The organism is Collinsella provencensis, from assembly GCF_900199705.1.
GTDB classification, from domain to species: domain Bacteria; phylum Actinomycetota; class Coriobacteriia; order Coriobacteriales; family Coriobacteriaceae; genus Collinsella; species Collinsella provencensis.
Map to the genome: position 1 here is coordinate 905,541 of NZ_LT904908.1, position 24,936 is coordinate 930,476.

Annotated in this window: 26 protein-coding genes; 4 read left to right on the plus strand and 22 right to left on the minus strand. The window is 57.3% G+C overall.

Going from position 1 to position 24,936, the window contains the following annotated elements; translation table 11 throughout:
- Positions 1-39: 39 nt before the first annotated feature.
- The gene (gene hisS, locus C1711_RS04145; RefSeq protein WP_102337919.1) at positions 40-1,350 is read right to left on the minus strand and encodes a histidine--tRNA ligase; all 1,311 of its coding nucleotides are present in this window, start codon (positions 1,348-1,350) and stop codon (positions 40-42) included.
- A gap of 441 nt (positions 1,351-1,791) precedes the next feature.
- On the opposite strand from hisS, the gene C1711_RS04150 reads away from it, so the two are divergent.
- Entirely contained in the window at positions 1,792-2,874 is a 1,083-nt protein-coding gene (locus C1711_RS04150; protein ID WP_102337920.1) for a threonine aldolase family protein, read from the plus strand.
- Positions 2,875-3,118: 244 nt separating this feature from the next.
- Here C1711_RS04150 and C1711_RS04155 read toward each other — a convergent pair whose 3' ends face one another.
- From C1711_RS04155 to C1711_RS04195, 9 genes are all read right to left on the minus strand, one after another.
- Positions 3,119-3,736, minus strand: a complete 618-nt coding sequence (locus C1711_RS04155) for a GNAT family N-acetyltransferase (RefSeq protein ID WP_102337921.1) — start codon at positions 3,734-3,736, stop codon at positions 3,119-3,121.
- 93 nt (positions 3,737-3,829) lie between these two features.
- Positions 3,830-4,801 (minus strand): DMT family transporter, encoded by a 972-nt coding sequence (locus tag C1711_RS04160; protein WP_234346226.1) that lies wholly within the window; start codon positions 4,799-4,801, stop codon positions 3,830-3,832.
- Positions 4,802-4,938: 137 nt separating this feature from the next.
- Positions 4,939-5,820, minus strand: coding sequence for an aldo/keto reductase (locus C1711_RS04165; protein ID WP_102337923.1), 882 nt, complete (start codon positions 5,818-5,820; stop codon positions 4,939-4,941).
- A 90-nt stretch (positions 5,821-5,910) separates the two neighbouring features.
- Positions 5,911-6,729: an HAD family hydrolase gene (locus tag C1711_RS04170; RefSeq protein WP_102337924.1), complete on the minus strand. Its 819-nt coding sequence runs from the start codon at positions 6,727-6,729 to the stop codon at positions 5,911-5,913.
- A gap of 107 nt (positions 6,730-6,836) precedes the next feature.
- On the minus strand, positions 6,837-7,499 hold the full coding sequence (locus C1711_RS04175; RefSeq protein ID WP_102337925.1) for a class II aldolase/adducin family protein: 663 nt from the start codon (positions 7,497-7,499) through the stop codon (positions 6,837-6,839).
- A gap of 95 nt (positions 7,500-7,594) precedes the next feature.
- Positions 7,595-8,989: a PTS galactitol transporter subunit IIC gene (locus tag C1711_RS04180; RefSeq protein ID WP_102337926.1), complete on the minus strand. Its 1,395-nt coding sequence runs from the start codon at positions 8,987-8,989 to the stop codon at positions 7,595-7,597.
- Positions 8,990-9,105: 116 nt separating this feature from the next.
- Positions 9,106-9,918: a rhamnulose-1-phosphate aldolase gene (rhaD, locus tag C1711_RS04185; protein ID WP_159060048.1), complete on the minus strand. Its 813-nt coding sequence runs from the start codon at positions 9,916-9,918 to the stop codon at positions 9,106-9,108.
- Between the two features lie 78 nt (positions 9,919-9,996).
- Positions 9,997-10,341 carry a hypothetical protein gene (locus tag C1711_RS04190; RefSeq protein WP_102337928.1) on the minus strand — a complete coding sequence of 115 codons (345 nt, stop codon included), beginning with the start codon at positions 10,339-10,341 and terminating at the stop codon, positions 9,997-9,999.
- A gap of 81 nt (positions 10,342-10,422) precedes the next feature.
- Positions 10,423-10,704: a PTS sugar transporter subunit IIB gene (locus tag C1711_RS04195; protein ID WP_102337929.1), complete on the minus strand. Its 282-nt coding sequence runs from the start codon at positions 10,702-10,704 to the stop codon at positions 10,423-10,425.
- Positions 10,705-11,053: 349 nt separating this feature from the next.
- On the opposite strand from C1711_RS04195, the gene C1711_RS04200 reads away from it, so the two are divergent.
- Complete coding sequence (locus C1711_RS04200; RefSeq protein WP_102337930.1) at positions 11,054-12,061, plus strand: dihydroxyacetone kinase subunit DhaK; 1,008 nt, start codon at positions 11,054-11,056, stop codon at positions 12,059-12,061.
- 57 nt (positions 12,062-12,118) lie between these two features.
- Positions 12,119-12,709 (plus strand): dihydroxyacetone kinase subunit L, encoded by a 591-nt coding sequence (locus C1711_RS04205; protein ID WP_102337931.1) that lies wholly within the window; start codon positions 12,119-12,121, stop codon positions 12,707-12,709.
- 93 nt (positions 12,710-12,802) lie between these two features.
- Here the strand turns inward: C1711_RS04205 and C1711_RS04210 are convergent, their stop codons facing one another.
- Positions 12,803-13,579, minus strand: coding sequence for a DeoR/GlpR family DNA-binding transcription regulator (locus C1711_RS04210; RefSeq protein ID WP_102337932.1), 777 nt, complete (start codon positions 13,577-13,579; stop codon positions 12,803-12,805).
- A 205-nt stretch (positions 13,580-13,784) separates the two neighbouring features.
- Entirely contained in the window at positions 13,785-14,636 is an 852-nt protein-coding gene (locus tag C1711_RS04215; protein ID WP_102337933.1) for a class II fructose-bisphosphate aldolase, read from the minus strand.
- Positions 14,637-15,010: 374 nt separating this feature from the next.
- On the opposite strand from C1711_RS04215, the gene C1711_RS04220 reads away from it, so the two are divergent.
- Positions 15,011-15,814, plus strand: a complete 804-nt coding sequence (locus C1711_RS04220) for a DeoR/GlpR family DNA-binding transcription regulator (protein ID WP_102337934.1) — start codon at positions 15,011-15,013, stop codon at positions 15,812-15,814.
- Positions 15,815-15,877: 63 nt separating this feature from the next.
- Here the strand turns inward: C1711_RS04220 and C1711_RS04225 are convergent, their stop codons facing one another.
- The 10 genes from C1711_RS04225 to C1711_RS04270 form a co-directional block, all read right to left on the minus strand.
- Positions 15,878-16,813 carry a hexose kinase gene (locus C1711_RS04225; protein WP_102337935.1) on the minus strand — a complete coding sequence of 312 codons (936 nt, stop codon included), beginning with the start codon at positions 16,811-16,813 and terminating at the stop codon, positions 15,878-15,880.
- Positions 16,814-16,834: 21 nt separating this feature from the next.
- Positions 16,835-17,437 carry a hypothetical protein gene (locus C1711_RS04230; protein WP_234346228.1) on the minus strand — a complete coding sequence of 201 codons (603 nt, stop codon included), beginning with the start codon at positions 17,435-17,437 and terminating at the stop codon, positions 16,835-16,837.
- Positions 17,438-17,519: 82 nt separating this feature from the next.
- A complete protein-coding gene (gene nagA, locus C1711_RS04235; RefSeq protein WP_102337937.1) occupies positions 17,520-18,680 on the minus strand; it encodes an N-acetylglucosamine-6-phosphate deacetylase in 1,161 nt (386 codons plus the stop codon).
- Positions 18,681-18,939: 259 nt separating this feature from the next.
- Complete coding sequence (gene agaS, locus C1711_RS04240; RefSeq protein ID WP_102337938.1) at positions 18,940-20,106, minus strand: SIS domain-containing protein; 1,167 nt, start codon at positions 20,104-20,106, stop codon at positions 18,940-18,942.
- 134 nt (positions 20,107-20,240) lie between these two features.
- Positions 20,241-20,972, minus strand: a complete 732-nt coding sequence (locus C1711_RS04245; protein WP_102337939.1) for a GntR family transcriptional regulator — start codon at positions 20,970-20,972, stop codon at positions 20,241-20,243.
- A gap of 156 nt (positions 20,973-21,128) precedes the next feature.
- On the minus strand, positions 21,129-22,208 hold the full coding sequence (locus tag C1711_RS04250; RefSeq protein WP_102337940.1) for a PTS system mannose/fructose/sorbose family transporter subunit IID: 1,080 nt from the start codon (positions 22,206-22,208) through the stop codon (positions 21,129-21,131).
- Positions 22,198-22,995: a PTS mannose/fructose/sorbose/N-acetylgalactosamine transporter subunit IIC gene (locus tag C1711_RS04255; protein ID WP_102337941.1), complete on the minus strand. Its 798-nt coding sequence runs from the start codon at positions 22,993-22,995 to the stop codon at positions 22,198-22,200. The genes C1711_RS04250 and C1711_RS04255 overlap by 11 nt, the downstream gene beginning before the upstream one ends.
- Positions 22,996-23,091: 96 nt before the next feature.
- Positions 23,092-23,574: a PTS N-acetylgalactosamine transporter subunit IIB gene (gene agaV / locus C1711_RS04260; RefSeq protein ID WP_102337942.1), complete on the minus strand. Its 483-nt coding sequence runs from the start codon at positions 23,572-23,574 to the stop codon at positions 23,092-23,094.
- A 75-nt stretch (positions 23,575-23,649) separates the two neighbouring features.
- Positions 23,650-23,943 (minus strand): preprotein translocase subunit YajC, encoded by a 294-nt coding sequence (gene yajC, locus C1711_RS04265; RefSeq protein WP_102337943.1) that lies wholly within the window; start codon positions 23,941-23,943, stop codon positions 23,650-23,652.
- Positions 23,943-24,395 carry a PTS sugar transporter subunit IIA gene (locus tag C1711_RS04270; protein WP_102337944.1) on the minus strand — a complete coding sequence of 151 codons (453 nt, stop codon included), beginning with the start codon at positions 24,393-24,395 and terminating at the stop codon, positions 23,943-23,945. The genes yajC and C1711_RS04270 overlap by 1 nt, the downstream gene beginning before the upstream one ends.
- Positions 24,396-24,936: the final 541 nt, after the last annotated feature.

The following is a 24,936-nucleotide window of genomic DNA, read 5'->3' on the forward strand; positions in this document are numbered from 1 at the left end:
TTTTTTGAACAAAGTGGGTCGGCAAGCAGAGCCAAAACACTACAGCGCGGCGATAACCTCAGCCGCGGTAGCTCGATCGATCAGCTGCTCCTCGTGCGTCGCCATGTTGCGCAGCTTCACCTTGCCGCCAGCGAGTTCGTCGCCGCCGATGATCACAATGTACGCCGCGCCCAGCTTGTCCGCCTGCTTGAACTGACCCTTGAGCGATTTGCCCTGATAGTCGCACTCGGTACGCACTCCCTGAGCGCGCAACTCGTGCGAGAGCGCAAACACCTCTTCGCGCAGCTCAGCGCCCGCGTTGGCTACGAACACGCACGGCTCGGCATCGGCACCCAGGTCAACACCCTGCGCCTCGAGCGCCAGCACGATGCGCTCGAAGCCCACGGCAAAGCCCACACCCGGCGTCGGCTTTCCACCCTCGAGCTCCACCAGGCCATCGTAACGACCGCCGCCGCCAATCGAGCCCACACCTGCATCGGGAACCTCGACCTCGAACACCGTACGCGTGTAGTAATCCAGACCGCGCACCAGCGTGGGGTCCTCGACATACGCAATGCCCGCGGCATCAAGATAGCGCTTGACCTGCGCATAGTGCTCGGCGCACTCGTCGCACAGGTTGTCGCCCATAAGCGGAGCGCCCTTCATGATCTCGCGGCAATGATCGTTCTTGCAGTCGAATGCGCGCAGCGGGTTGAGCTCGGCACGCTCGCGACACTCGTCGCACATCTCGTCGGCATGGTCGAGGATAAACGCCTTCACGCGATCGCGATATGCGGGGCGGCACGCCGGGTCGCCCATCGAGTTGATGAGCAGGCGCAGACGGGACAAGTCGAAGCCTAGTTGCTTGAAAAACTCCATGAGCATGATGATGCACTCGGCATCGGCAGCCGCATCGGGCGCACCCAACCACTCGAGACCCACCTGGTGGAACTGACGCAAACGACCCTTCTGCGGACGCTCGCCGCGGAACATCGCCTCGGCATACCAACCCTTAAACGGCACGCCACCCTGCGGAACCAGGTTATTTTCCACCACGGCGCGGACAACGCCGGCAGTACCCTCGGGCCTCAATGCCAGGCGCTGCTTAGCCTTGAGCTTGGCATCGGTGCCCTCTTCCAAAACGCGCGCGAAGTTGGCGCCGGAAAACACGCGGAACATCTCTTTGCGCACCACGTCGGTAGATTGTCCGATGCCGTGCACGAACACATCAAGCTGCTCGATAGCAGGCGTCTCAATGGGATCGAAGCCATATGGACCAAACACGTTGGCGGCGATCTCCTGCATCTTTTGCCAAGCGCGCATCTCGCGACCCATCAAATCCTTCGTACCCTCTGCTCGCTGTGCCTGCATAATCATCCTCCTCAAACGCCGTTCTCAATAAACGGCGGGCAATTTTCGTTCACCATATTATAGGAACCCACATAAGCAGCTGCGAGCAAGTTCTATTCATCACCAGAACTGTCAATCATTGGATAGAAATGACGGAAATGCATAAATTGTTTCCGTCTTCCCGAGTAGACGACGATTTAAAAAAACAAAACCTCAGGTAGGATAGGTGCCAGATTTTCCTATACTCGGCATGCCCGAATAGATTTGCGCATTTCCGTCATTTTTGAAACTCGATTCGAGGCGCAGCGCGTCCCGAATTGGAAACGCCAAATAAAACTGCCTCATCTTGCAGGGCCCACACGCGTCGGCCCGCGCAGTGACGAAAGCATCTGCACGAACCAAAGCACGCGGTATCATAGGGCTGCCAATCCCATTCAATCACCCTCTTACAGGAGGTTTACCATGCATCAGTTCCGTAACGACTACTCCGAGGGTGCCTGCCCCGAGGTCCTCAACGCTTTGATCCGCACTAATAATGAGCAGACGCCCGGATACGGCACCGACGACCACTGCGCCCACGCTGCCGAGCTCATTCGCACCGCATGCGGACAGCCCGATGCCTATGTGCGCTTCATTCCAGGCGGAACCGCTGCAAATGCGGTGTGCATCTCTGCGTTCACCGATGATTTCGAAGGTCCCATTCTCGCTGCCGATGCGCACCCCACCGCGCATGAGACCGGTGCAATCGAGGCATGCGGGCGCCGAATCCTTGCCACAAACGACCCCCTAGGTATTCTCACGCCCGTCGAAGTCGAGCGTGTGTGGCGCGTGAACACCGCGGGTGGCTGCCATTCCACACGTCCGGCGATGCTCTATTTCTCCAACACCTCTGAGCTGGGACACGTGTATAACCGTGTGGAGTTCGACGCCCTGTGCGACATCGCCGAGGAGCTCGGACTCTCCGTATACGTCGACGGTGCCCGCATGGCAAGCGCGCTTACGGCTGAGGAAACCGACCTCACGCTCAAGCACCTTGCCGCGCGTGCCGATGCCTTCACGCTGGGCGGCACCAAGGCGGGCATGCTCTTCGGGGAAGCCCTTGTGGTGAGCCCGCGCACGGCACGTGGCGCCCGCGCCATCGAGCGCATCCCCTACCTCACCAAACGCAGCGGCCACATGACCGCCAAGGGCCGTCTCATGGGCGTGCAATACGAGGCGGCTTTCGATTCCGACCTGAGCAACGACCAGGGGCTCGTCCCCTACTTCGCACATGCGGCACAGGCAAACGCCCATGCCATCACTTTGGCACGCGGCCTCGAGGAACTCGGATTCGAAGCGCTCATTCGCACCACGGGCAATCAGCAGTTCTTCTGGTTTGACGCGCACCTTGCACAACAACTCGCCAGCGTATGCGGCGCCGAATCCATGCCGGCCGCTGACCCCACGGGCATGAACCGCGTTGTCCTGCGTTTCGTCACGAGTTGGGCAACGCGTGCCGAGCACGTGGAAGAATTGCTCGATTTCATCCGCGATTCTGTTCAGTAAGGCGAACCCTTGCGTACGCAGATTGTCCGCGAGCTTGTTCGATAAGACGCGCCCTTGCATGCGTTAACCTGCCGAGTCGTCTCCGCTCACATAAACCTGCCGAGTCGTCTCCGCTCGCATAAACCTGCCGAGTTGTCTCCGCTCGCGTTAACCGCGCTGACAACGACGGGCCCAAATCGGAATCGCCATCCGCTTCGATAAACCGGGCAAAGCGACAACTCATGCAAAGCCGATAGACAATAGTCTACCGGCGCGTTCCCTCATGAACGACTTCCATAAAGGGGCGCGGTGGCACCTGATTGCCATCGTGCTCCCCCAGCATCTTCTCCATCCAAACCATGTTGTACCAACGGCCGCCCTTGAAACCACAGCGATAGAACTCACCCACCAAGCGGTACCCCAGATGCGCATGGAATTGCTCACTATTGCGTGTGAGCGTCTCGTCATCCGCCCCATCCGGAACGGCGATGCAGGCATACATGTTGAGGATTCCCTGAGCGGCAAGGGCCCGCTCAAGGGCATCATGAAGGGCACGGCCGATTCCCTTGCCCGCATAACCTTTGGCGACGTAGATAGACGTCTCAACAGCCCAGTCGTAGGCCGGACGGCCCTTGAAGGTGCCTGCATACGCATACCCAACCGGCTCGCCTTCGAGCTCGGCCACGAAATAGGGGTAAAACGCCAGCGTATCCCGCATGCGGGTGGCAAACTCCTCCGCTGTGGGAGGCTCGTACTCAAACGTGATTGCCGTCTCGAGCACATAAGGGGCGTAAATCTCCGCAAGTGCGGGCGCGTCCGCCTCGGTGGCAACGCGAAGCACAAGGGAATTATGCTCGAAGGATTTGGAACCGATCTGACTCATATATCTCGCACCCTTTCAGTGCTCTTTGAAATGACGCGAATCGATCAGGGACAACGCGGACCGATCAAAATAGAAATCAATCCGCGTGCACGGTCACTTCCGCCTCAGAAAGCTGAAATGCGTTTCAGACAAGATGATCGACGTGAAAATCAGCGCAAAACCGATGAGCAGCCGACCGGTAAGAACTTCGCCGGCAAACAACACGGAGAAAAACACGCCCGAAGGCGATTCGAGCGAAAGCAGCAGAGAGCCCGTCGCGGGCGGCACATGCGCCAACGCCACATTCTGAATGAGCAGACAAATACAGGTGCAGATGATTGACAAAAATGCCAGCACGGCGAATACGCGGTACGTCCAAACATCCATCGGCGGCCACACCTCAAGGGAAAGCGAGGTAATGGCACTCAAAATGCCCACCGTCAAAAACATCCAGAACGTGATGACATTCACATCGAGATCGCGGCCGTATTTGGCAACAATCGACATCTGCAGCGCATAAAAACACGCTCCCGCAAGGGTCAACGCGTCGCCCACGCCCATCGTAAAGTTATCGAGCGCCACAAGGGCGATACCGCTCAAACAGAGCAACGCCGCTCCGACGTTGTACTTGGTAAGGGGCTCGCGGGCAAGCGCGTAGCTGATAAACGGCACCAAAATGCAGTAGGTTCCCGTGAGGAACGCGCTCTTGCCCGCCGTCGTCTGGCCCAGACCCATCGTCTGCACTCCGTAGGCAAGCCACATGATGATGCCCATCGCAACGCCCACCACGATGCTCCGTTTATTCAAATGAACCCTGATGCGCCTGGAAAACAGCGTGAACATGATGAGCGCCGAAGGAAGAAAACGACAGGTGAGCAACACGAACGTGGGCAGGACATTGAGCGTGTCCTTCATCACGAACGTGGAAAGGCCCCATATAACCGCAGCACCCGCGAGCAACAGCTTCCAAAACAGCGGAGAGCGCGCACCGGCACCGCGCAGAGCGCCCGACGGAATACGATCTTCTGCCGGAACCGGGGCATCCGGACCGAGCAGCTCGTCGAGTTCATTGGGATTGGACGTCATGGTGCACCCCCTCATGCCTCACGTAACAAAAAACGCGTGCACCTGATTCGGGGCACGCGTTCAAATGTAGCATCCTACCAGCGGTTTCTCAATCCATCGAGCTAAAGCGCCGCAAGATTGCACCCCGTATCCTCAGCCTACTTGCAACCGCGGGCAGCCATGTCCTTGGGCGTCTGGGGCAGATCGAACGTGTTGGGGTCACCGCTCATCCGATTCGCCGGATCGTCGAGCTCGTCGATCGCGGCCATCTCGTCCGCGCTCAGCTCAAATCCATCCAAGTCGAGATTCTCGCGCATGCGCTCGATATGCGCCGACTTGGGAATAAGCACGCGACCGCTCTGCAGATGCCAGCGCAGCACCGCCTGGGCCGGTGTGACACCATGTGCCTTCGCGGCAGCCAAAATGGGCTCAGAAGCCATGTCGCTTCCTCGTCCAAGCGGCGAAAACGCCTCGACGACAATCCCCTTTTCCGCACAGTACGCGCACAGTCCAGGCTGGGAGTAGCTCGGATGGCTCTCAATCTGGTCGACGACGGGGACGACTCCGGTCTCATTCACGATACGATCGATATGGTCGGGCAGGAAATTGCTGACGCCGATGGCTCGTATGGCGCCTTCCTCGTACAGGCGCACCAAAGCGCGCCACGAATCGAGATAACGATCCCAACGGGGAACGGGCCAGTGGATCAGGTACAAATCGAGCACATCGACGCCGAGCTTGGCACGGGACTCCTCAAAGGCACGCAAAGCGGAGTCATAACCTTGGTCGGCGTTTCTCAGCTTCGTCGTCACGAAGACACGGTCCGACATACCCGTCGCACGCAATGCGGCGCCCACGCCTTCTTCGTTGTTATACGCCGCCGCGTTGTCGATCAGGCGATATCCGACTTCAAGCGCCTCCTCGACCGCACGCTGCGTGTCTGCGACGGGAAGCTTGTAGGTTCCAAACCCAATCTGCGGCATCACGATGCCGTTTGCAAGCTCAACCGTCCTGATACCGTCGTCAAACTGTTTATCCATCGTCTGCTCCTTAGATATCCGAGTATCTCGCCATTAGATTCGTCGCGCTACGCGACCCTCCGTTCAAAACGAGATGTCGTTTGCGAGTGACTAAATCAGACCCAACATTTCCAGTCCACGGGCCACGCCGGCCTCGTCACAGGGCGCCGTGACGTACGTCGCGCGCGCCTTACAGGACTCCACGGCATTGCCCATGGCCACCGACGTTCCCGCCACCTCGAACATCGAGATATCGTTGACGCTATCGCCAAAGACGATCACCTGCGACGTCTCCATTCCTAGACGCTCGCGTATCGCCTCGACTGCAGATCCCTTCGAAGCGCCCTTCGAGGTGATCTCCACCGCATTGGGAAGAACGCGCACCGCGCTGACATCGTGCATCTCAGCCAGGTGGGGCATGATCTTGTCCATCTCCTCGGCCGTCAGGGCAAGCAGGCTCGCGCGGTTGATGACGTCGAGCGAATCGACGAGCGCCTCGAAGGCCCCATCGAACGGCACGCGAATGGACGAAAGGTACTCTTTGACCGAGGGTTTGAGCTCCGCGTTGTCGGTGATCCACATCTGGTCGGCAATGGTGTGGACGCTTCCGTCTGCATACAGGTCGACTTCGATACCCAGCTCTTTTGCCACGGCAAAGACGTCAAGCGCCTGCTGCTTCTCGATGGGGCGGCTCCAAATCAACGTCCCGGCAGCGTCGTAAACCGACGCGCCGCTGTCGCACACGTAATAATCGGATCTGCCCGCCTCCCTCAACTGCACGGGAATGCCGCCCAGATGCCTGCCGGTGCAGGGAGCAAATAAATTGCCCGCACGTTTGAGGGCGTCGACTGCCGCGATGTTATCGGCAGGCGGCATCTTGTTGGATGTGAGGAACGTGTCATCCATATCGCTCAAAATCAAATGTTTCATCGGTTTTGCATCCCAACTGACATCATGGCCATCGAACAAGGCGCCGTAATGGAAAAGAGGGAGCAGCGCCCAGCGCCACTCCCTCACATGCAAGCAAAGCTCAGATACTACTTGCCGCGCTTGGAGTCATGCATACGCATGAGAACCTCGAGCTCCTCTTTGGGAAGATCGCAGGAGATCTCCGGGAACAGCATCTTGCGGATGAAGTAGGTCTGGAGCAGCATCTCGACGGACATGATCTTCGAGAAGGCCTCGAGGACCGTGGAACCCACGCCAAGAACACCGTGGTTCTGCAGGAACACGACGTCATAGTCGTTGATGTACTTCGGGAGCTCCTCGATGATCTCGGGGCTGCCGGGAGTGCCATACTTCAGGCAGGGAACCTTGCCGAAGAGGATCTGGAACTCGGGGGAAGCAGGGTCATCGTAGGCCATGTTCGCCTGAGCGAAAGCAGTGCAGTACGGAGCGTGGCAGTGCACGACGGCGTGGACGTCGTCACGCAGGGTGTAGCACTTTGTGTGCATCGGCGTCTCGGACGTCGGGGTGAGCTCGCCCTCGATCAGGTTGCCGTCCATGTCAACGGTGATGATACGGCCCTCGGTCAGCAGCTCCTTGCTGTTGCCAGACGGGGTCTCATAAACCTTGTCACCCTTGCGGACGGAGATGTTGCCCTCATAGGTACCAACAAGGCCCTTGCGGTTCATCATGTGAGCGATCTCAACGATTTCACGCTTGATCTCGTAATCGGGTACGTTGTCGTAACCGGCCATGTAATGCCTCCTGCACAAAATGTTTGACAAAATAGCCGCAAGGGGTGAACGAGCAGCCCCTTGCGGCGAAGGAAATTAAGGGACTAATTGTTTGCCTAGTGACCGAGCTCTTCCTTGATCTTCACGTTGCGCGTCTTGAACTCCTTGTAGAGCCACACGAAGAGAGCGAACCAGGCGACCAGAGCGACAATGCCGATGATGTTACCAGAGAAGGCCTGAGCGATGGCGTAACGGAAGTCCGGGCACTCGAGGGTGGACCAGGAGATCAGAGCGCCGTCGGCGATGCCCTCAAGAGCGGAGGGAGCATACTTGGCAGCAAGGTCGGTGACGTACGGGGCGATAGCGGTGGAAACGAAGAGGTAGATCGGGGTCAGGATGATGCCGATGAGGACCATCTTCAGGAGGTTGCCGCCCGTGACCAGCAGCAGCGGCACGGCGAGGCAGAGGTTGACGATACCGGCGAAGGGCAACACGGTGTTGCCAGCCGGAACCAGGGCGATGGCGAGCAGGAGCTCGAACGGGATCAGCAGAATGGTGGTAACCCAGAGCTCGTTGGAGCCGGCGAGGATCGGCCAGTCAAGACCGACGTAGAGCTCACGGCCATGGAAGCGCTTGCGCATGTACTCGCCCATAGCGTCGGAGATCGGGGAAAGGGCCTGCATGAAGAGCTTGGAAACCATCGGGAAGAGCTGCATAGCAGTAGCGGCCTGGATACCGAGGGTCAGAGACTGCTGGAGCTCACCGTAAGCGGCGAAGCCGAGGCAAACGCCGATGATGAAGCCCATGACGGCGTTCTCACCGAAGACACCGATCTTGCTGCGGAGCCACTTGGCGTCGAAGGACGCGTCGCGGACGGCGGGGATCATGTCGAGAAGCTTGTCGAAGGGAAGCACGAGGACGGCGGTGAAGGCCATGGCATGCGGGACGGTAACGCCGGGGATGCCGGTGATCTTCTCGATGGACGGCTGCCACATATCGCCGAACTTCAGCTCGAGCACGCACTCGATGGCGGCGGCGGTGAAGCCAAGAGCAACAGCGGTGCCCTCAGACATGCCAGCGGTCAGAGCAAAGTAGTACACGAGGACCGTGGTGAGCAGCTTGTTCCAGCAGTTCCACAGGTCGACGTTCAGGGTGTTGGTCTTGTTGATGGCGAGCATGATCATGTTGACCACGAGGTGCAGCGGGAAGCACAGAACGCCGAGAGGCCAAGCCCAAGCGATAGCGGAAAGCGCAGGCCAACCGATATCGGTGGTGGTCAGGGTAATGCCGGTGTTGGCGGCGAGACCCTGAGCAGCGGGGGTGACAGCGCCCGTCATGAAGCTGACGAGCATGTTCATGCCGGTAAAGGCAACGCCGAGCGTAAGAGCCGCGACGAAAGCATCGCTGAGCTTCATCTTAACGAGAAGACCAACGATGAGCATAATCAACGGAACGAAAACCGCTGCGCCAAAACCGAGAATGTAGTTAACGACACCTAACAAAACATCCATTAGGTCTCACTCCTTCTTTCTCATCTGGTTAATACTTGATCGCTATCTTTGACGCCGTCCCTTAAAGCGTCGAAAACGACCTATTGTTCAAAGCGGAAAACCGCCTTAGAACCGAATTAGCACGTGAGATAACCCTCACGCGGGGTAAGGCCGAACGTGTCGCAAATCTCACGCAGGCCCTTGTCGTCGATACCGGGGTTGCGGTGGCCGCAAGCCTCAGCGGTCAGCCAAACCTCACAGCACTTGTTGACGGTCTCGAGCAGACCGAAAGCGTCATGCAGGGACTTGCCGGTCGTGAACACGCCGTGGTAGCCCCAAATGACGATGCGGCGATCGCGCATCTTCTCGAGCGTCTTATCGGCAATCTCCTTGCCGCCGCACACGCACCAAGGCACATAGCCGATGCCGTCGGGGAAGAGCACCATAGCCTCGGTGATCACGCGCCACAGAGCGAGCGTGAACTCCTTTTCGTCGATGGGAGCGACGTGGGTCATGGCAAGCACGCTCGTGGCGTGGTTGTGCATAACGACGCGCTGCTCGGGATCGGCGGCGAGGCGAACGGCCATAGCGGCCAGGTGGGTATCAAACTCAGAAGTCGGACGGCTGTTCTCGAGGCCGTAAGCGATCTCGTAGCAATCGCCCTCCTCGGGGATGTAGCAAATGCCAGTCAGCTCGTCGAGGTTATCCTTGAGCTCGCGGAAGTGAGAACCGGTGGCAGTCACGAACACGTACTTGCCGCGCACGCCGTCGGGAACACCCGGAAGCTCGATGGTACGGCCCGTGCCCGGAACATAACCCAGGGACTCGGCCTCCTCGTCAGTCAGCAGGTAGGAGATGTTGCCGCCGTTGGCCTCATCCCAGCCGCGCTCCCACATCAGGTAGGAAAGCTCGGCAGCCTCCTTGACGGTCGGAATCGATTTCCAGTCCATACGTTCCCCTCTCATTTCAAACGTACATGGATACATATAAACAGCTGTGAGTGTATGTTCGTCGAATGCTCCGAAACGCTACTTGCTTTTACGAGCGGCCTTGCGCTCTTCGCGCTTTTGCTTTTGCGAACGGCGCATTTCCTCAATCGCCGCACGCCGCTGTTCCGGAGTCAAGTCAACCTGGATGTTGTACTGACCGCGAATCCTATCAACGCGATCGTTGTACTTTTCCAGCAAAACGGGCGCACCGCGTTTTTCGATAAAAAACGCTAGGAAAAACGCGGTGACAATCGCAATCAAATCACCGGTGAAAATACCGTAGATGAACATGAGAACGTTGAGGAACAGAAGGAAGGACCAGCCGAGCTTCGACGAAGAATACTCCGCGCTGCTCTTGGCAATAAACTGCTTCCACTTCTGCATAACGCCCCAATGCCTCAGTCCGTCACAACACGCTTGCCCACCTATGAACGGGGCAAGCAGACCCATCAAAGGGATTTGCTCTTAGCTCTCGATGAGCTTGATGATCTTCTCGAGCTCGGCGTCCTGGCCCACGCCGGTCAGGAAGGCAACGCCGTTGAACTGAGGGATGCCCCAGTCGGTATCGTCCCTGACGATGGAGATGTAAGCGCTGGAACCGTGAATCTCATGCTGGAGGCGCTTGATGTCGACAGCCTCGATGTCCGCATCGATACCGCGCTCTTTGAGCAGGCGACCGACCTTGCTTGCCACGGCCTGAGAAGTCGCAACGCCGGAACCGCAGGCAACGATAATACGCTTGGACATGTTTGCATCCTTTCTATAAGCACCGTCCACCGGTGCTGTCCGCAGCCCGCCACTCGCCCAAGTGCCAAGCCAAACTTGCTCAAAACGGAACAAACTCGCTCGAAAGGGCTTGTATAAGACCCTTCGAAGTTGTTCGATTCACTGCAAGCACGCTCGATTGCGGTGAGCGAATGACATCAACGTTTATAGGTATAACATACTTTCGACGCATTTTCCACACATTTTTTTGCGATTTTGAGCCTTTCTGTTCGTTTTCTTTCGAATTGAGGCTCTCAATGTTCGTTTTATTCTGTACTATAATGTCCATAGTTCTGTAGTGGGACATTTCCCATCTGAGACAGGAGGACATATGAAGAAGATCATCAACGATCCCGAGAACTTCGAAAGGGAGATGCTTGAGGGTATCTGCGCCGCCTATGGCGACAAGGTTGGCCTTCTTGAGGACGATCCCAAGGTGCTTGTGAGCAAGTACCCCGTTCGCGACGGAAAGGTCGGCATCGTGACCCTCGGCGGTTCCGGTCACCTTCCTGTGTTCCTCGGTTACGTTGGTCAGGGCATGCTCGATGCCTGCGCAGTCGGTAACGTCTTCGCCAGCCCTTCCGCCAAGGTTATGACCGACGCCATCCGCTATGCCGACCACGGCAACGGCGTTCTGTGCCTGTACGGTAACTATGGTGGCGACAAGCTCAACACCGCCATGGCCCGCGAAGAGGCCGATTTCGACGACATCGAGACCGCTGAGGTCATCGTTGCTGACGACATCTGCTCCTCCCCTGTCGAGACCAAGGAAAACCGCCGCGGTGTCGCCGGTATGGTGTACGCCTTCAAGATCGCCGGTGCTTCCGCTGACAACGGTGACGACCTCCAGACCGTTGCCGCCAACGCTGAGAAGGCCCTGGCGAACATCCGCACCATGGGTGCTGCTCTTACCCCCTGCATCGTTCCGCGCGCAGGCGAGCCTGGCTTCACCATCGGCGACGACGAGATCGAGATCGGCATGGGCATCCACGGCGAGCCCGGCATCGAGGTCCGCAAGATGATCACCGCTGACGAGCTGGCCGAGACGCTGTTCGCTCCCATCAACGCCGAGCTCCAGCTTGGCGAGGGCGATGAGTGCTCCGTTATGATCAACGGCCTGGGCGCCACCCCGCTCGAGGAGCAGTTCATCCTGTACCGCAAGATCGCTCAGCTCATCGAGGGCTGCGGTGCATCCATCGTGATGCCGCATGTGGGCGAGTTCGCCACCTCCATGGAGATGGCCGGCGTATCCCTCACGATCTTCAAGCTCGACGCTCAGCTTAAGGAGCTCCTGCTCCAGGACGCCAACACGCCGTTCTACACCACCGCTAACAAATAGGTAATAGTGTGGGGTCACATGGTGGCCCCACATTTGTCTCTCGAGAGGGGAAACATTATGCTCGATTCCGCCACCCTGAAAGCTAAATTCAACGCCATCGCCCAGATCATGGCCGACAACTGCGATTACCTCGTTGAGCTCGACCGCCAGAACGGCGACGGCGACCTGGGCTTCTCCATGAAGAGCGGCTTTGGCGACACCGCCGCCGCCCTTGAGGCCTCCGACGAGACCGACCTGGGCAGGCTTTTCCTGCTCGCTTCTCGCACGTTCAACGAGTCTGCTCCCTCCAGCCTCGGCACCATCCTCTCCATCGGCATGATGGGTACCGCCAAGGCGCTCAAGGGTTCCCAGACCGCCACTGCCGAAGAGGCTTCCGCCGGTCTTAAGGCCGGTCTCCAGGCCATCATGGACCGCACCGGTTCCTCCCTTGGCGAGAAGACGATTCTCGACTCCCTCGCCCCTGGCATCGAGGCCCTTGCTTCCGGCGACCTGGCCGCCGCTGCCGAGGCTGCCGCCAACGGCTCCGAGGCAACCAAGCAGATGCTCGCCAAGCACGGCCGCGCCGCATATTACGGTGAGAAGAGCCTGGGCATCCTCGACGGCGGTTCTGTCGTCGGTCGCCTGATCTTTGAGGCCATCGCCAAGTAACACCACGTCGAAACATACCGACACGGCTTAAAACCAAGGCCCGCCGCAATTCTCGTTGCGACGGGCCTTATTCATGTTCACTCTAATGTACGTCTAAAGCGGGAGCTTCAAAAGCTTCGACGCATAGTCGCCAAGCTTTTCGATGCGCTCCTGCGGTGCGTCCGGTTCGACAACGATGGCGTCGAGGTCCGAGAGATTGAAAAACGTAAAGAACTCACGCTCGCCGATTTTGCTTGAATCTGCAAGGAGGATGCGCTTTTTTGCCACGCTGAGAGCACACCGCTGGAACTCTGCCTCCTCCATATATGCAGATGAGATGCCACTTCCATCAACACCGTCGCTGCTCACAAACGCGATATCGGTACCAAGACGAGAGATGAACTCTTCGGCAAATGAACCAGTGAACGCTCCGATGTGTCGGTCGTAAGAGCCGCCGATCAAAAAGAGGTCGTAATTCTCTTCTTCGCTCAATTCGTTAAACACGGGTAGTGAATTGGTAACGATGCGTAAACGGCACTTTGGCAGAAACGGCACCATGGACTCGACTGTTGTACCCGCAGCGAGATAAACCGCCTGGCCTTCCTCGATCAAGGATGCCGCGATTTGGCCAATCGCGCGCTTTTCTTCGGCGTGGCGCGTTTGCTTGATGCTGCGGGAATAATCTCGAAACATGACGGGGGCATCATACTGGTCAATTGCCGCCGCGCCACCATGAACGCGTCTAAGCAGACCGCGTGCGCCGAGCTCCTCGAAGTCCCTTCGAATCGTCACTTCGGACACGTTCAGTTTTTGTGCGACTGCTTTAACGGAAACAGTTCCGTTTTTTTCCAACAAACGGCAGATTTCATTTTGGCGATCTATTCGGATCATCTTTTATGCCTCTCAAATTATGGCTATGGGCTACCCCATGACAATAATTTACATCATATACCTGCGTTTTTTATTCACGTCTATCACAATGAACGGAAAATGCGGAATCGCGCTTCGAGAAGCCCATGCCTTATTCGCACAAAAACGATCAAAAAAATGCCCAAGGGAATATCCCTTGGGCATCTCGTTCGCAATCGACTTGCTTTTATGCGCGACCGACGGAGCCGAGGTTCTCCATGCGGATCTTTACGATCTTGGTGATCTCGGCCATGCCCGCCTTGCCCGGCTTCTTGGGGTCGAAGCAAGCAGGGTTCTCGGCCATATAGGCCATGTAACCCTTCGTGTAAGCCTGACGCAGCTCGGTTGCGTAGTTCACCTTGCAGATGCCGCTCTTCACGGCCTCGGCAACCTGCTCATCGGGCACGCCGGACGTGCCATGCAGAACGAGCGGCACATCCACAGCAGCGGCGATGGCTTTGACGACGTCCTGCTCGATGTGCGGGGTCTCGGTGTACACGCCGTGGGCAGTACCGACACCAATGGCAAGCGAGGTGCAGCCCGTGCGCTCGACGAACTCCTTGGCCTCAGCGGGATCGGTATACGGAGACTCGCCCTCAACTGCAGGGCCGTCGTCCTCCTTACCGCCCACCTTGCCAAGCTCGGCCTCAACCGGCACACCCATTGCGGCGCCGGCATCGGCAACGCTCTTGGTGAGGGCAATGTTGTCCTCAAAGGTCTCGTGCGAGCCGTCAATCATAACGGAGGTGTAACCCGTGCGCAGCGCCTTCATGCAACGATCGTAGCCGTCGCCGTGATCGAGGTGCAACGCCACCGGCACGGTCGCACGCTCGGCGGCGGCCTTCACCATGCCATAGAAGTAATCGAGGCCGGCGGTCTTGATGGTGCCCGGCGTGGTCTGCATGATCACGGGAGACTTGGTCTCCTCCGCGGCGGCGAGAACCGCCATGACGAACTCGAGGTTTTCGACGTTGAATGCGCCCACGGCGTAGTGGTTCTTCTGCGCATCGAGCAGCATTTCCTTGGTGGTAACGAGCATGTGAGATCGCTCCTTTCGAGCCGGCGTGCACCGGATCTCTCAATTTGTCGCCTCCAGCAGGCGGTCTGTTGTTTGCATTGTACGAAATCGCCGGCCCGGGCGTTTTGAACAACTCACATGAAACCCCACGTCAAAGGCAAGAAAAAGAAAGATGGAGCGCCTGAGTTTTCAACGCGTTCAATTAAGAACGAGCATCTTTCTTGAGCGTAAATGACGCCACGGAAGACGTGGGGGATATTCCCGACACCATGTTCAATCCCGTTTTCTCCTTCGCATATGTAAAAAGAAAAGAAAAGGCAACTTGTTTGCTTTGCGAAAAAGAAAGTATAAGAAAATAGAATCTGCACATTTCATACATACATGGAGAACAGCTCATGAGTTCTGCGATTAAAGCTTTTGCCGAGGAACGCCGTTCTGCAATCATGGATATGCTGGAACGCAACACCTCCATCCAAGTTGCCGATATCGTGCAGGCATTTGGCGTATCTTCGGTCACGGCCCGCGCCGACCTCGACGCGCTCGCATCCGCGGGAAAACTCCGCCGTACCCACGGAGGTGCCGTTTCACTGCACAAAACGCTTACCGTTTCCGTTCAAGATCAGCGCGTTAACGTCAACGTCGCCGCTAAACAGGCAATTGCCCGCGCAGCGCTGAACCTCGTACATGACGGTGACACTCTGTTTGTCGATTCGGGCACTACAGCGCTTGAATTCGTACGCATGCTAAGCTCTCGCAGTAATATCACGGTCATCACCGCTGACATCACTATTGCCGACTTTATCGACGACAGCCTTCCCTCAGTCGATGTCGTCATGCTCGGCGGCACGCTGCGCAAAGGTCACCGCTATCTCTACGGGCCACTCGCCACTTCCGCACTGGATACGTTGCACACCGATCTTGCCATCATATGCCCTGGGGCCTATGTGCATGAACGTGGATTCATGACCGATTTCGCACAGATGGCCGAGGTTAAAGCGGCCGCCATGGCAAGCGCGAGCACATCCGCCGTCCTCATGGACGCCAGCAAGTTCGGCGCTCGCGGAACCTACCGTTTTGCAGAGCTCAACGCTGTTGACTACATCGTTGTCGACCAGGACCCGGAACAACGGCTCGCCCAGACATTCGATGCGCTCGGCCCCACAGAGGTAAAGCCGAATCTGCTTATTGCTACGGAATAACGTTACGCGTTTGCCCCGTGCACCCAAACGGTTCGAGGCAAACGCGACTCTCCGTTTGTATCTCTACAGCTCAATGACGGCGACGGAGTTGTATACCTCATCCCAACGCTCAATCAGCAAATGACCTGTCCGCGAATCCATAGCGTTGAGCTTGCCACAGGTGTTGCCCGTCTTGAGCAGCGTGACGTCGCTTGCGCCCGCCGCAATGGCATGCGCGAAGCCCGCGATCGTGGAATCGCCGGAGCCAGTGGCATTTACTGCTTCGATGGGCGGCGTTGCCACGCGATACGTCTTACCGTTATGGAATGCAAAGGAACCCGCAGCGCCCATCGACACAACAACCCATTCGATACCGGCAAAACGTGCATCGGCCTTCAGCGCGTCAGCAAGCTCGCCTACCTGTTCAGGTGTATACGCAGTTCCTAGCAGCGTATTAATCTCAGAAAGGTTGGGCTTGACGAGCGTGGGCTTGACTTCCGCTCCAAGAACGGCGTCAAGCGCGGAACCCGAGGTGTCGAGCAGCAAGGGCACCTGATGCTCCGCCGCAATGGAAACCAAACGCACATAGAAGTCGGCAGGAACGCCCGCAGGAAGTGAGCCAGAAACGGTGACGCAGTTGACTTGCTCCACGAGCTCGGAGAACTTCGCCACAAATGCCTCGAGCTCGTCTTCCATAACCGTCGGACCACTCTCGAGGAATTCAGTTTGGTTGCCCTCATGCAGCACACTGATGCACACGCGCGTCTCCCCGGCAATGGGTGTGAAGTCATGTGCGATACCATCGGCATCCATAAGTGAGCGCATGTAGGCGCCCATATGTCCGCCGAGCAGACCAGTTGCGAGCACATCGTTGCCCAACTGCGTGAGCACACGGCTCACGTTAAGGCCCTTGCCGCCTGCGGTCTTTTTCGGAACAACGCGGTTGACGTCGTCAATCACCAGATGGTCGATGGGATAGGACGTATCAATCGCCGGATTCATAGTGACGGTGAGAATCATGTAAACAACCCTTCTGACGGGCTACTTACCCGTCGCTTTCTCGATAATGCGTTGCACGCGTGTGCGATACGAACGAGCACGCTCTTTGTCGCCGCGGTTCTCGTACTGCAAGGCAAGCATCTGGCACATGGCGGCCTCCTCGGCACCGGAAACATGCTCGAGCGCCTTTTCCATCTCTTCGATATACGCCGAAGAGCCCTTGAAGAACACCTCATAGGTCCTACGGCATGCCTCGACCGTAATCTTGTCCCCGCTCTCCTCGATAACCTCGAGCTCCTTGGTTGCGTTGGCCCTGTCTCTTGCTTCAGCGTACAAGTTGAACGCCCTGACGGCGAGCGCAAGACGCTGCTCCTTGTTCATCTTAAGGTCACGCATCTCATCAATGATCTGCTTGGCCTGTTTGACATCACCCATGCCAAGCATCGCATTGAGGCGCATGAACAGCAGGTTGTAACGCGGATACAGCGTCTGCGTCGACCGTTTGTCCAGCAGGTCCAATACGTGCTCAAAGTCGCCCGCGCGCATATATTCTTCCAGTTTGGCAAACGTCTTGCGCTTGCTTATCTCGACATACGCAGTAATGGCGAGCGTGATGACAATGATTGCAATTCCGATAACCTGCATAGACATGCTTTGGCGCCCTTCTTCGCGTCCGAAGGCGCACCCCGCGGCAAATCAAATCGGCCGCAGGGCACGCACCCATGGTCTATGCAGTATAAACCTCCTCGCCGCCCAAATAGGTGGCCTTGAGGCTCAGGTCGGAATCGAGCACCACGAAATCGGCATCGCGGCCGGGACGGATGGAACCGCAAACATCTGCGATGTCGTTGGCCTCTGCAGGCGCCTGAGTTGCCATGTAAATCGCCTCCTGCTTGGTGGCGATGCCCCAAGCAAAGACGTTCTTCACGGCGTCGCACATGTTGAGGATGGAACCTGCGAGCGAGCCGCCGTCCTTGAGGCGGGCGGTACCCTCCGCGACCACGACCGGAAGCTCTCCCAGGAAGTAATCACCGTCGGGCATTCCACCGGCGCACATGCAGTCAGTGATGAGCACGGTATACTCATGGCTCTTGGCGTTCATCACGATACCTGCGGAAACCGGGTTCACATGATGGCCGTCGCAGATGAGCTCCGAATAGGATTTGTCGGCAGAGGAAAGCGCGGCGCCCACCATGCCGGGCTCGCGATGATGCAAACCGCTCATGCCGTTGTAGGTGTGAACGAACACCTGGGCACCGGCGTCCAGGCATGCGCGAGCCTGGTCGCACGTTGCCGCGGAGTGTCCAAGCGCCACCACAACGCCCGATGCCACTGCCTCGGCAGTGAACGCAGGCGCATCCTCATACTCAGGAGCAACGGCAATCTTCTTCACGAGGCCCTTAGCGGCCGCCTGCCAGCGATTGAGCTTTTCCATGGATGGGGCACTCAGATACGCAGGATTCTGCGCGCCCTTGTACTTCTCGGTGAAGAAGGGGCCCTCTAGGAAGATGCCCTGGATGCGAGCGTGCGGCACGTCGTCGCCCATCTCGACATACTCGGCAACACTGGCGCAAGCCTCTTCGAGCTGCTCAGTACTCGCCGTGAGCGTGGTGGGCAGATACGACGTCACGCCGTTGCGCAGGATACCGCGCGATACGGCAGCAACGCTCTCGACCTTGCGGTCCATGATGTCGCAGTTATCGAAACCGTGAATATGCGTATCCACGTAACCGGGTGCGATCTCGAAGCCGGTGTAATCGACGATGTCGCACGCAGGCTCACTCGTCAGATACGCGCCGAACACGCCGTCCTCAACCATGAGATAACCACCACGGGCAACACGCGTGGGGAAATAAAACGCATCGGCTTTAATGGCATAGGTGCTCATGTGTTCTCCTAACATGAACGGCCGAACCGCCGCAACGCGGCGCCGGCATCTGTGTGTTATCTCGCGTGTACCCAAAAACCGCATACGGCAATTGGCAAACGAGATATACATGGCCTCAATGTATGGAATCCCCCGAAAGGTCCGTCTGGTGTAAAACGCAACGTGCCCGGTCTTCTTCATCCCAAGAACGCGCGCAAGGCCATACATGCAAAAGGGACGCGCACCGCCAGGCGGTACACGTCCCTACAGTAGAAAAGGCTTATGCCTCGAACGGATGAATGGTCACGCCCTTAACCACGCGGTTGACGGTGCCGGAGGGGCTCGGCGTGTCGGGCGTATTGCCCACGCGCACGGAATTGAGCAGCGAGATGGTCTGCGCCACCATCACGAACGGCAGCGCAAGATAAGCCTCGGGCAGCAGCTCAGAGCCCTCAAACGTAAACGCGGTACCGTCGAACTGGGTATCGCCCGCCTGCTGGACGGCAATCGTCTTCTGAGCGATTCCGTCACCGTTGATCTCGTTCAGGATGTCGAGGTCGTACTGGCGCGTATAGGCGTCGTTGTTGGCAAAGACGAACACGAGCGTCTTGTCATCGACAAAGGACTTGGGCCCATGACGATAGCCCATGCAGCTGTCCCAAGAGGTAGCAACAAGACCGTGGGCAAGCTCGAGAATCTTAAGCTGGGCTTCCTGGGCAAGACCCACAAAGGAGCCGGAACCAAGGTAGGTCACGCGATTGTAGTCACCCGTCAGATATGCGGCGATCTCGTCCTCGCGGGCAACGACATCCTCGCCCATCTTGGCAATGGCTTCGACCCAGGCCGTTTTCTGCTCGAGCGAAGCGGCGTCGAAGATGAGGGTGGCAAGGAGCGTCATGCAGCTATAGGAGCCGGTCATGGCGAAGCCCTTGTCGTTGGCGCGCGGGATGAGGATCGTCAGCGCATCGGGGTCGTCTGCGGACTCGACGGCGAGCTTGCCCTCGGGGGCGCAGGTGATGTTGAGGAACTTGATGTTCTTCACATACTTCCTGGCCACGTCAACGGCGGCGAGAGACTCGGGGCTGTTACCGGAACGGGCGAAAGACACGAGCACCGTGGGCTCATTCGGGTTGATGAAGTCCCAAGGAGCGGACACAATGTCGGTGGTTGCGACCGGCCTGAAGTCATAGAGCGCCGTGTTGCCGCAACGACGCAGGTACGGAGCCGCGGTGTCGCTCACGTAATCGGAAGTGCCGGCGCCCGTGAACACCACAGACAGACGGCCCTCACCCATGGCGCGAGCGTCGGCGAGGAACTGCTCGACGGCGTCAAGGTTCTCCTTGTAGATGTTCAGCGTATCGAGCCAGAGCTCGGGCTGCTGCTTAATCTCGGTGGTGGTGTTGAGGGCCCCCATCTCATTAAGCTCTTCGACGGTTTTCTCGAACATGGATAATACCTCTCTTTCAGATTAAGGTATCTACTTGGTACTTCTATTATACATTGGTTATCTGGTTGTAACCACTTAAACCTTTCGTCGGCACTTTTCGTCCGCTCAAGGTTCCTTACGCCAAATCGAACAAGCTATGCGGGACGGTGATGCAAAACCTTGTATTTGAACTGGTCCGCACGCGCGACTGACAGGGTGTACTCCACAATCTCGTTATGCACGTTGTAGGTCGTGCGCATCAAATCGAGCACGGGCGACCCTTCCGAAATATCGAGCAAATGTGCGTCGGCAGAACGCGCGATGCTCGCGAAGAACTCTTCCTCTGCTACGCTGATGCGTTCACGAAAATCAATTTCAATGATGTCGTACAGCGGCTTTTTATCCAGCATCGAACGCTTGAGCGTTAGGAATTTGCGGGCGGGCAAATAGGTCGATTCCACCATCATCGGCATGCCATCTGCCGAACGAAGGCGCTTGAGCTTGTACAGGCGCTCCCCCAAATGCACGTTCATGTGCGCAGACAGGTTTTTGTCGGCGTCGAGCTCGGAAAACTCCAAAATCGTGGTTACCGGATCGCGGCCCAAGCTACGCATATGCTCGGTAAAGCTGTACGACTGCATAAGGTTGGTCGTCTTCGCCGAACGATCGGAAACGAACGTTCCGCGGCCGTGTTGACGCACCACCATGCCAAGTCGCTCGAGCTCCTGCAGGGCAAGACGCACCGTTGTGCGCGAGAGGCCATAGCGTTCGGACAGTTCGCGCTCCGAGGGAAGCATGTCCCCCACGGAATACTCGTTTTCGATCTTTTCGGAAAGAATATCCACGAGCTGATCGTACAACGGCTGCTTTGCCGAACGAACCGCCATCTTACTTGCGCCTCCACTTCATCGGTCACGAGTAAAACTACTGCCTAACGCAGCTACTTTAATAAAAAGGCCGCGCCATCGCAAAATGCAATCAACGCGGCCTTCTTTTTTACACATCAGTGGGGGACTGTTGTGAACAACGCAGCAACCTGTCGGTTAGACGATGATGACGCCCGACCAGAGGCTCTGCCAAATGCCAAAGCCAGATCCAAGAATGCCGATGATGAGCAGAAGCACGATGCCCTTAACAGGAGTGAAGTTGGCCTTCGCGAACAGGAAGTACAGCATCAACACGAGCGCAAGGGGAACGAGCTTGGGCATAACGGTGTCGAGCGTGTCAGCCACGGAGAAGGAAACCGGGGTCTCGGTAACCGTCGCGTAGGAGACGGAGCTCATGCCGTTGCCAAGGTCAGTGATACCGGTCTCGGTGGCGCCGTCGGTCAGCGCGTTGCCGTCCATGTCGGTCATGCCCATGGTGCCAGCGTCAGCGGTCTTGGTGTCGATGGCCATATCGGCGAAGTTCTCGGCCTCCTCGTTGGAGACGACGATGGTCTGAACCTCGATGCCACGGGTGGTGCCGTTGGGGATGGTGGCGTTGATCTGGGTGCCACCCATGTTAACGACCAGGGAGCCAACGACGAAGCAGCCCATGATGGAAGCAGCGCGGGTGAACGCCTGCATGTTGGAGGTCAGGGCGTCGATAGCACTCGTACCGACGTTGTACGCCCAACGCATGAGGCCAAAGCGGCACGCAGCCTGTGCGATGTTGAACACCAGCAGGAAGATGATAGGGGCCGCGATGTTGCCGTCAATTGCCATGTTGGAGGTCAGACCAGCGGTGATAGGCACGAGGGTCAGCCAGAACAGGGCGTCACCGATGCCGCCCAGCGGGGAGGCAGCAGAAATGCGGACGGCGCGGATGGACTGGATATCGACCTTGTTCTGCTCGAGGGAGAGAACGATACCCATAACAAACGTCACCAGGAACGGATGCGTGTTGATGAAGTCCAAGTTGTGGTACATCGACGTGGCAAGGTCGTTCTTGTTGGTGTGGACCTTCTCGAGGCCCGGAATCATGGCGAACAGCCAGCCGCCGGACTGCATGGTCTCGTAGTTGAAGGAAGACTGCAGCCAGTAGGAGCGGAGAGCCATACGATCGAGGGTCTTGTTATCAACCTTCGGCGCAGGAGTCAGATCTTCGTAACGCTCCGGTACGACAAACTCATTAGATGCCATCGCTCATGTCACCTCCGTCAAAAGCAGCGCCCTTGAGCTCCGTCTGCTGCTGGAAGTCCCAGAAAGCGAGGGCAAAGCCGATAACGGCCATGATCAGCAGCTCGGGCTTGGCGAGAGCGGGAATAGCATGGACAACGTTGGTGAGCGCGAAGCCCAGCAGGAAGAACGCCCACATGTCACGGTTCATCATGACCTTGAGCAGGATGGCGAAGCCGACGAAGCGCATCATGCCACCAGCGGCGGACAGACCGTCGTTGAGCCATGCGGGAATGGCGTTGACAAGATCCTGACCAACAGCGAGACCGGCAACGAAGAACAGGGTGACGATGACGGCGAAGATCAGGCCGAGGATGACCTCGGAGATAATCGTCAGACGCGTAACACCCTTCGTATCAGCGTTGACAGCACAGTTGCGGAAGGACTCCATGATCGGGGCACGGACGGTGAAGAACAGGGTCACGCCGTACTGGCCGAGCAGCGCAAAGGGGATAGCGGTTGCGACGGCCACGTTCGGATCCATCTTCAGGGTGCAGGCGAACACAGCTGCCATGATGCCACCGATAACGGCGTTAGGCGGCTGAGCACCTCCGATTGGCATATTACCGATGGTCATCAGCTGGTAAGTACCGCCAACCACCAGGCCGGTGGTGACGTCGCCCAGAATGGCACCGACAACGGCGCCTGTGACGATCGGCTGATACAAGGACTCGAGGAAGTCGAACTGGTCGATTGCCGCGATAAACGTGACGATAAAGACAAGTGCGACCTGGACAAACGAGACATCCATCTGTTACTCCTCCTTTCAGATGTAGTTAGTAACAATGTCTTTTACACATACACACAAACAGAAACGCTGCCTGCATGCCTTGGGGAGCATCAACCCTTACGAGAAGAGCTTGTTGACGTCCTCAACTGGCGTGCTGGGCACGCGGCGAATTTCAAGTTCCACCCCCAAATTTTGAAGCTCGCGGAAAGCAGCGACGTCTGCGTCGTTGACGGCCACCGAGGTGGCAACCTGACGCTTTCCCTCCGCCATGTGCATATTGCCGATATTGACCTTCTTGATAGGCACCCCGCCCTTGACGAGCGCGAGCACGTCATGCGGGTTTTCGGCCACGATAAAGATCTTCTGCTTCGGAGAGGCCTTGTGAATGATCTCAATGGTCTTCTGAAGCGAGAAGAAACGGGTGGCAACGCCCGCGGGCGCAGCCATCTTCATGAGGTTCTGACGCATGGTATTGCTAGCGACATCGTCGTTGGCAACGAGAATGAGGTTGGATCCCAACGTGGAATTCCACTGGGTGGCAACCTGGCCATGAATCAGACGGTTGTCGATACGGGTGAGAAGAATGTTGGGTTCTGCCATGTTACGTTCCTTTCCGGACGTGCCTTACAGCGTTACCTTTTTGGGAGAACACGCCAAAGCGCTCTCCCCTGTTACCTATTTGGAGGAAACGATTTCCTGGATGGCGTAGCGCGACACATCGATTACGGCACCGGAGCGGACCTTGACCTCAACGCGATCTCCGTCGACGCTTTTCACGGTTCCAAAAATGCCGCCGCAAAACATGACCTCTTTACCGGGCGCAAGTTCGGTGTGAAGCTCTTTGAAATACACGCGCTTCTTCTTGAGGTTATGCTGAGTCCAAATGGTGTACACCACGCCAAGGACGAGCATCAAAATGCCCAGCGCGATGCAGGTGTTAAGAAAAACCGTGCCAAATCCCTCGCCCATTAAATGCCGTCCTCATCACCGAAGTCATCAGCGTCATCGGCATCGCCCATGATAGCGGCGACGGACTGACGGGTAACAGCCTCGCGGCCAACGGACACGGCCTGCTCGGCAAGTGCGGTCACATCGGTGGCACCGTTGCGCGCGAAGAAGAGCTCGATGAGCATCGGAAGGTTGGTGCCCGTAACGATCTCGACCTTGTCCACGTCGCCGGAGATCATCATGGACTGGTTGAAAGGCGTGCCTCCGAGCAGGTCGACGAACACGATGACGCCCTCCTCGCACTCAGCGCGCATGGAGGTGATTGCGTCGCGCAGATCCTCCGCATAGGTAGCGGCAGCACTTCCCTCAAAGGGAACGATCTTAAAGGCGGGCTGATCGCCGGCCACCATATCCAACGCGCTCTTAATACCATTCGAGAATTGTCCGTGCCCCGTCAGAATGAAGCCAATCATCAGTGCCTCTTCCCCTTCTGTGGTGTCTTTTGTTCCTAACTGGTAGTAACCACATAACAAGAGTAGCCCAATTGTGAGGAGATAGCTAGGAAATATCGATAAAAGGACTCAGATTCAAGGTTGGCTACCGTTTAACCCTATTTTCTTACCGTTCGCCAGAATACGCCTTTTACCTGTGATTTTGTTTTTAGCATTGAACAGTCATGTATTTAATTTTACATTTTTTCGCGGGTACCACTCCATTTTTACTTATGTTCAAATTGATAAACCCGCAGCTTGTTTATGAAGAAATTCTTAATTGGTATCAACTGGTATTTAAAACTACGAACCACTTTTTATATTAATACCTATGCAAACCATAGGCTGGTTGAGCGTCTCACCACTTACTCGAAAACCGCTATCATACAGGGGAACACAACGACGATCGGCATGGCACTTGGCACATGACCCGTTGACTTGCGTATGATTTACCGCCTCTGGCGCAAAATGGTCAGCAGCCGCAATCAAGCGGCCCGCAGCGCTTGGCACCCGTGGCACAACG

Coding starts and splice junctions, on each gene's coding strand:
- C1711_RS04165 (WP_102337923.1), bottom strand. CDS start 5,820: ATGGATAAACAGTTTGACGACGGTATCAGGACGGTTGAGCTTGCAAAC.
- C1711_RS04175 (WP_102337925.1), bottom strand. CDS start 7,499: ATGGCCGGTTACGACAACGTACCCGATTACGAGATCAAGCGTGAAATC.
- C1711_RS04210 (WP_102337932.1), bottom strand. CDS start 13,579: ATGATCCGAATAGATCGCCAAAATGAAATCTGCCGTTTGTTGGAAAAA.
- C1711_RS04270 (WP_102337944.1), bottom strand. CDS start 24,395: ATGATTGGCTTCATTCTGACGGGGCACGGACAATTCTCGAATGGTATT.
- C1711_RS04195 (WP_102337929.1), bottom strand. CDS start 10,704: ATGTCCAAGCGTATTATCGTTGCCTGCGGTTCCGGCGTTGCGACTTCT.
- agaV (WP_102337942.1), bottom strand. CDS start 23,574: ATGGCAGAACCCAACATTCTTCTCACCCGTATCGACAACCGTCTGATT.
- C1711_RS04245 (WP_102337939.1), bottom strand. CDS start 20,972: ATGGCGGTTCGTTCGGCAAAGCAGCCGTTGTACGATCAGCTCGTGGAT.
- C1711_RS04225 (WP_102337935.1), bottom strand. CDS start 16,813: ATGATTCTCACCGTCACTATGAATCCGGCGATTGATACGTCCTATCCC.
- C1711_RS04150 (WP_102337920.1), top strand. CDS start 1,792: ATGCATCAGTTCCGTAACGACTACTCCGAGGGTGCCTGCCCCGAGGTC.
- hisS (WP_102337919.1), bottom strand. CDS start 1,350: ATGCAGGCACAGCGAGCAGAGGGTACGAAGGATTTGATGGGTCGCGAG.
- C1711_RS04200 (WP_102337930.1), top strand. CDS start 11,054: ATGAAGAAGATCATCAACGATCCCGAGAACTTCGAAAGGGAGATGCTT.
- C1711_RS04215 (WP_102337933.1), bottom strand. CDS start 14,636: ATGCTCGTTACCACCAAGGAAATGCTGCTCGATGCGCAGAAGAACCAC.
- yajC (WP_102337943.1), bottom strand. CDS start 23,943: ATGGGCGAGGGATTTGGCACGGTTTTTCTTAACACCTGCATCGCGCTG.
- nagA (WP_102337937.1), bottom strand. CDS start 18,680: ATGAGCACCTATGCCATTAAAGCCGATGCGTTTTATTTCCCCACGCGT.
- C1711_RS04250 (WP_102337940.1), bottom strand. CDS start 22,208: ATGGCATCTAATGAGTTTGTCGTACCGGAGCGTTACGAAGATCTGACT.
- C1711_RS04205 (WP_102337931.1), top strand. CDS start 12,119: ATGCTCGATTCCGCCACCCTGAAAGCTAAATTCAACGCCATCGCCCAG.
- agaS (WP_102337938.1), bottom strand. CDS start 20,106: ATGTTCGAGAAAACCGTCGAAGAGCTTAATGAGATGGGGGCCCTCAAC.
- C1711_RS04180 (WP_102337926.1), bottom strand. CDS start 8,989: ATGGATGTTTTGTTAGGTGTCGTTAACTACATTCTCGGTTTTGGCGCA.
- rhaD (WP_159060048.1), bottom strand. CDS start 9,918: ATGGACTGGAAATCGATTCCGACCGTCAAGGAGGCTGCCGAGCTTTCC.
- C1711_RS04155 (WP_102337921.1), bottom strand. CDS start 3,736: ATGAGTCAGATCGGTTCCAAATCCTTCGAGCATAATTCCCTTGTGCTT.
- C1711_RS04220 (WP_102337934.1), top strand. CDS start 15,011: ATGAGTTCTGCGATTAAAGCTTTTGCCGAGGAACGCCGTTCTGCAATC.
- C1711_RS04170 (WP_102337924.1), bottom strand. CDS start 6,729: ATGAAACATTTGATTTTGAGCGATATGGATGACACGTTCCTCACATCC.
- C1711_RS04230 (WP_234346228.1), bottom strand. CDS start 17,437: ATGCAGGTTATCGGAATTGCAATCATTGTCATCACGCTCGCCATTACT.
- C1711_RS04255 (WP_102337941.1), bottom strand. CDS start 22,995: ATGGATGTCTCGTTTGTCCAGGTCGCACTTGTCTTTATCGTCACGTTT.
- C1711_RS04190 (WP_102337928.1), bottom strand. CDS start 10,341: ATGCAGAAGTGGAAGCAGTTTATTGCCAAGAGCAGCGCGGAGTATTCT.
- C1711_RS04160 (WP_234346226.1), bottom strand. CDS start 4,801: ATGACGTCCAATCCCAATGAACTCGACGAGCTGCTCGGTCCGGATGCC.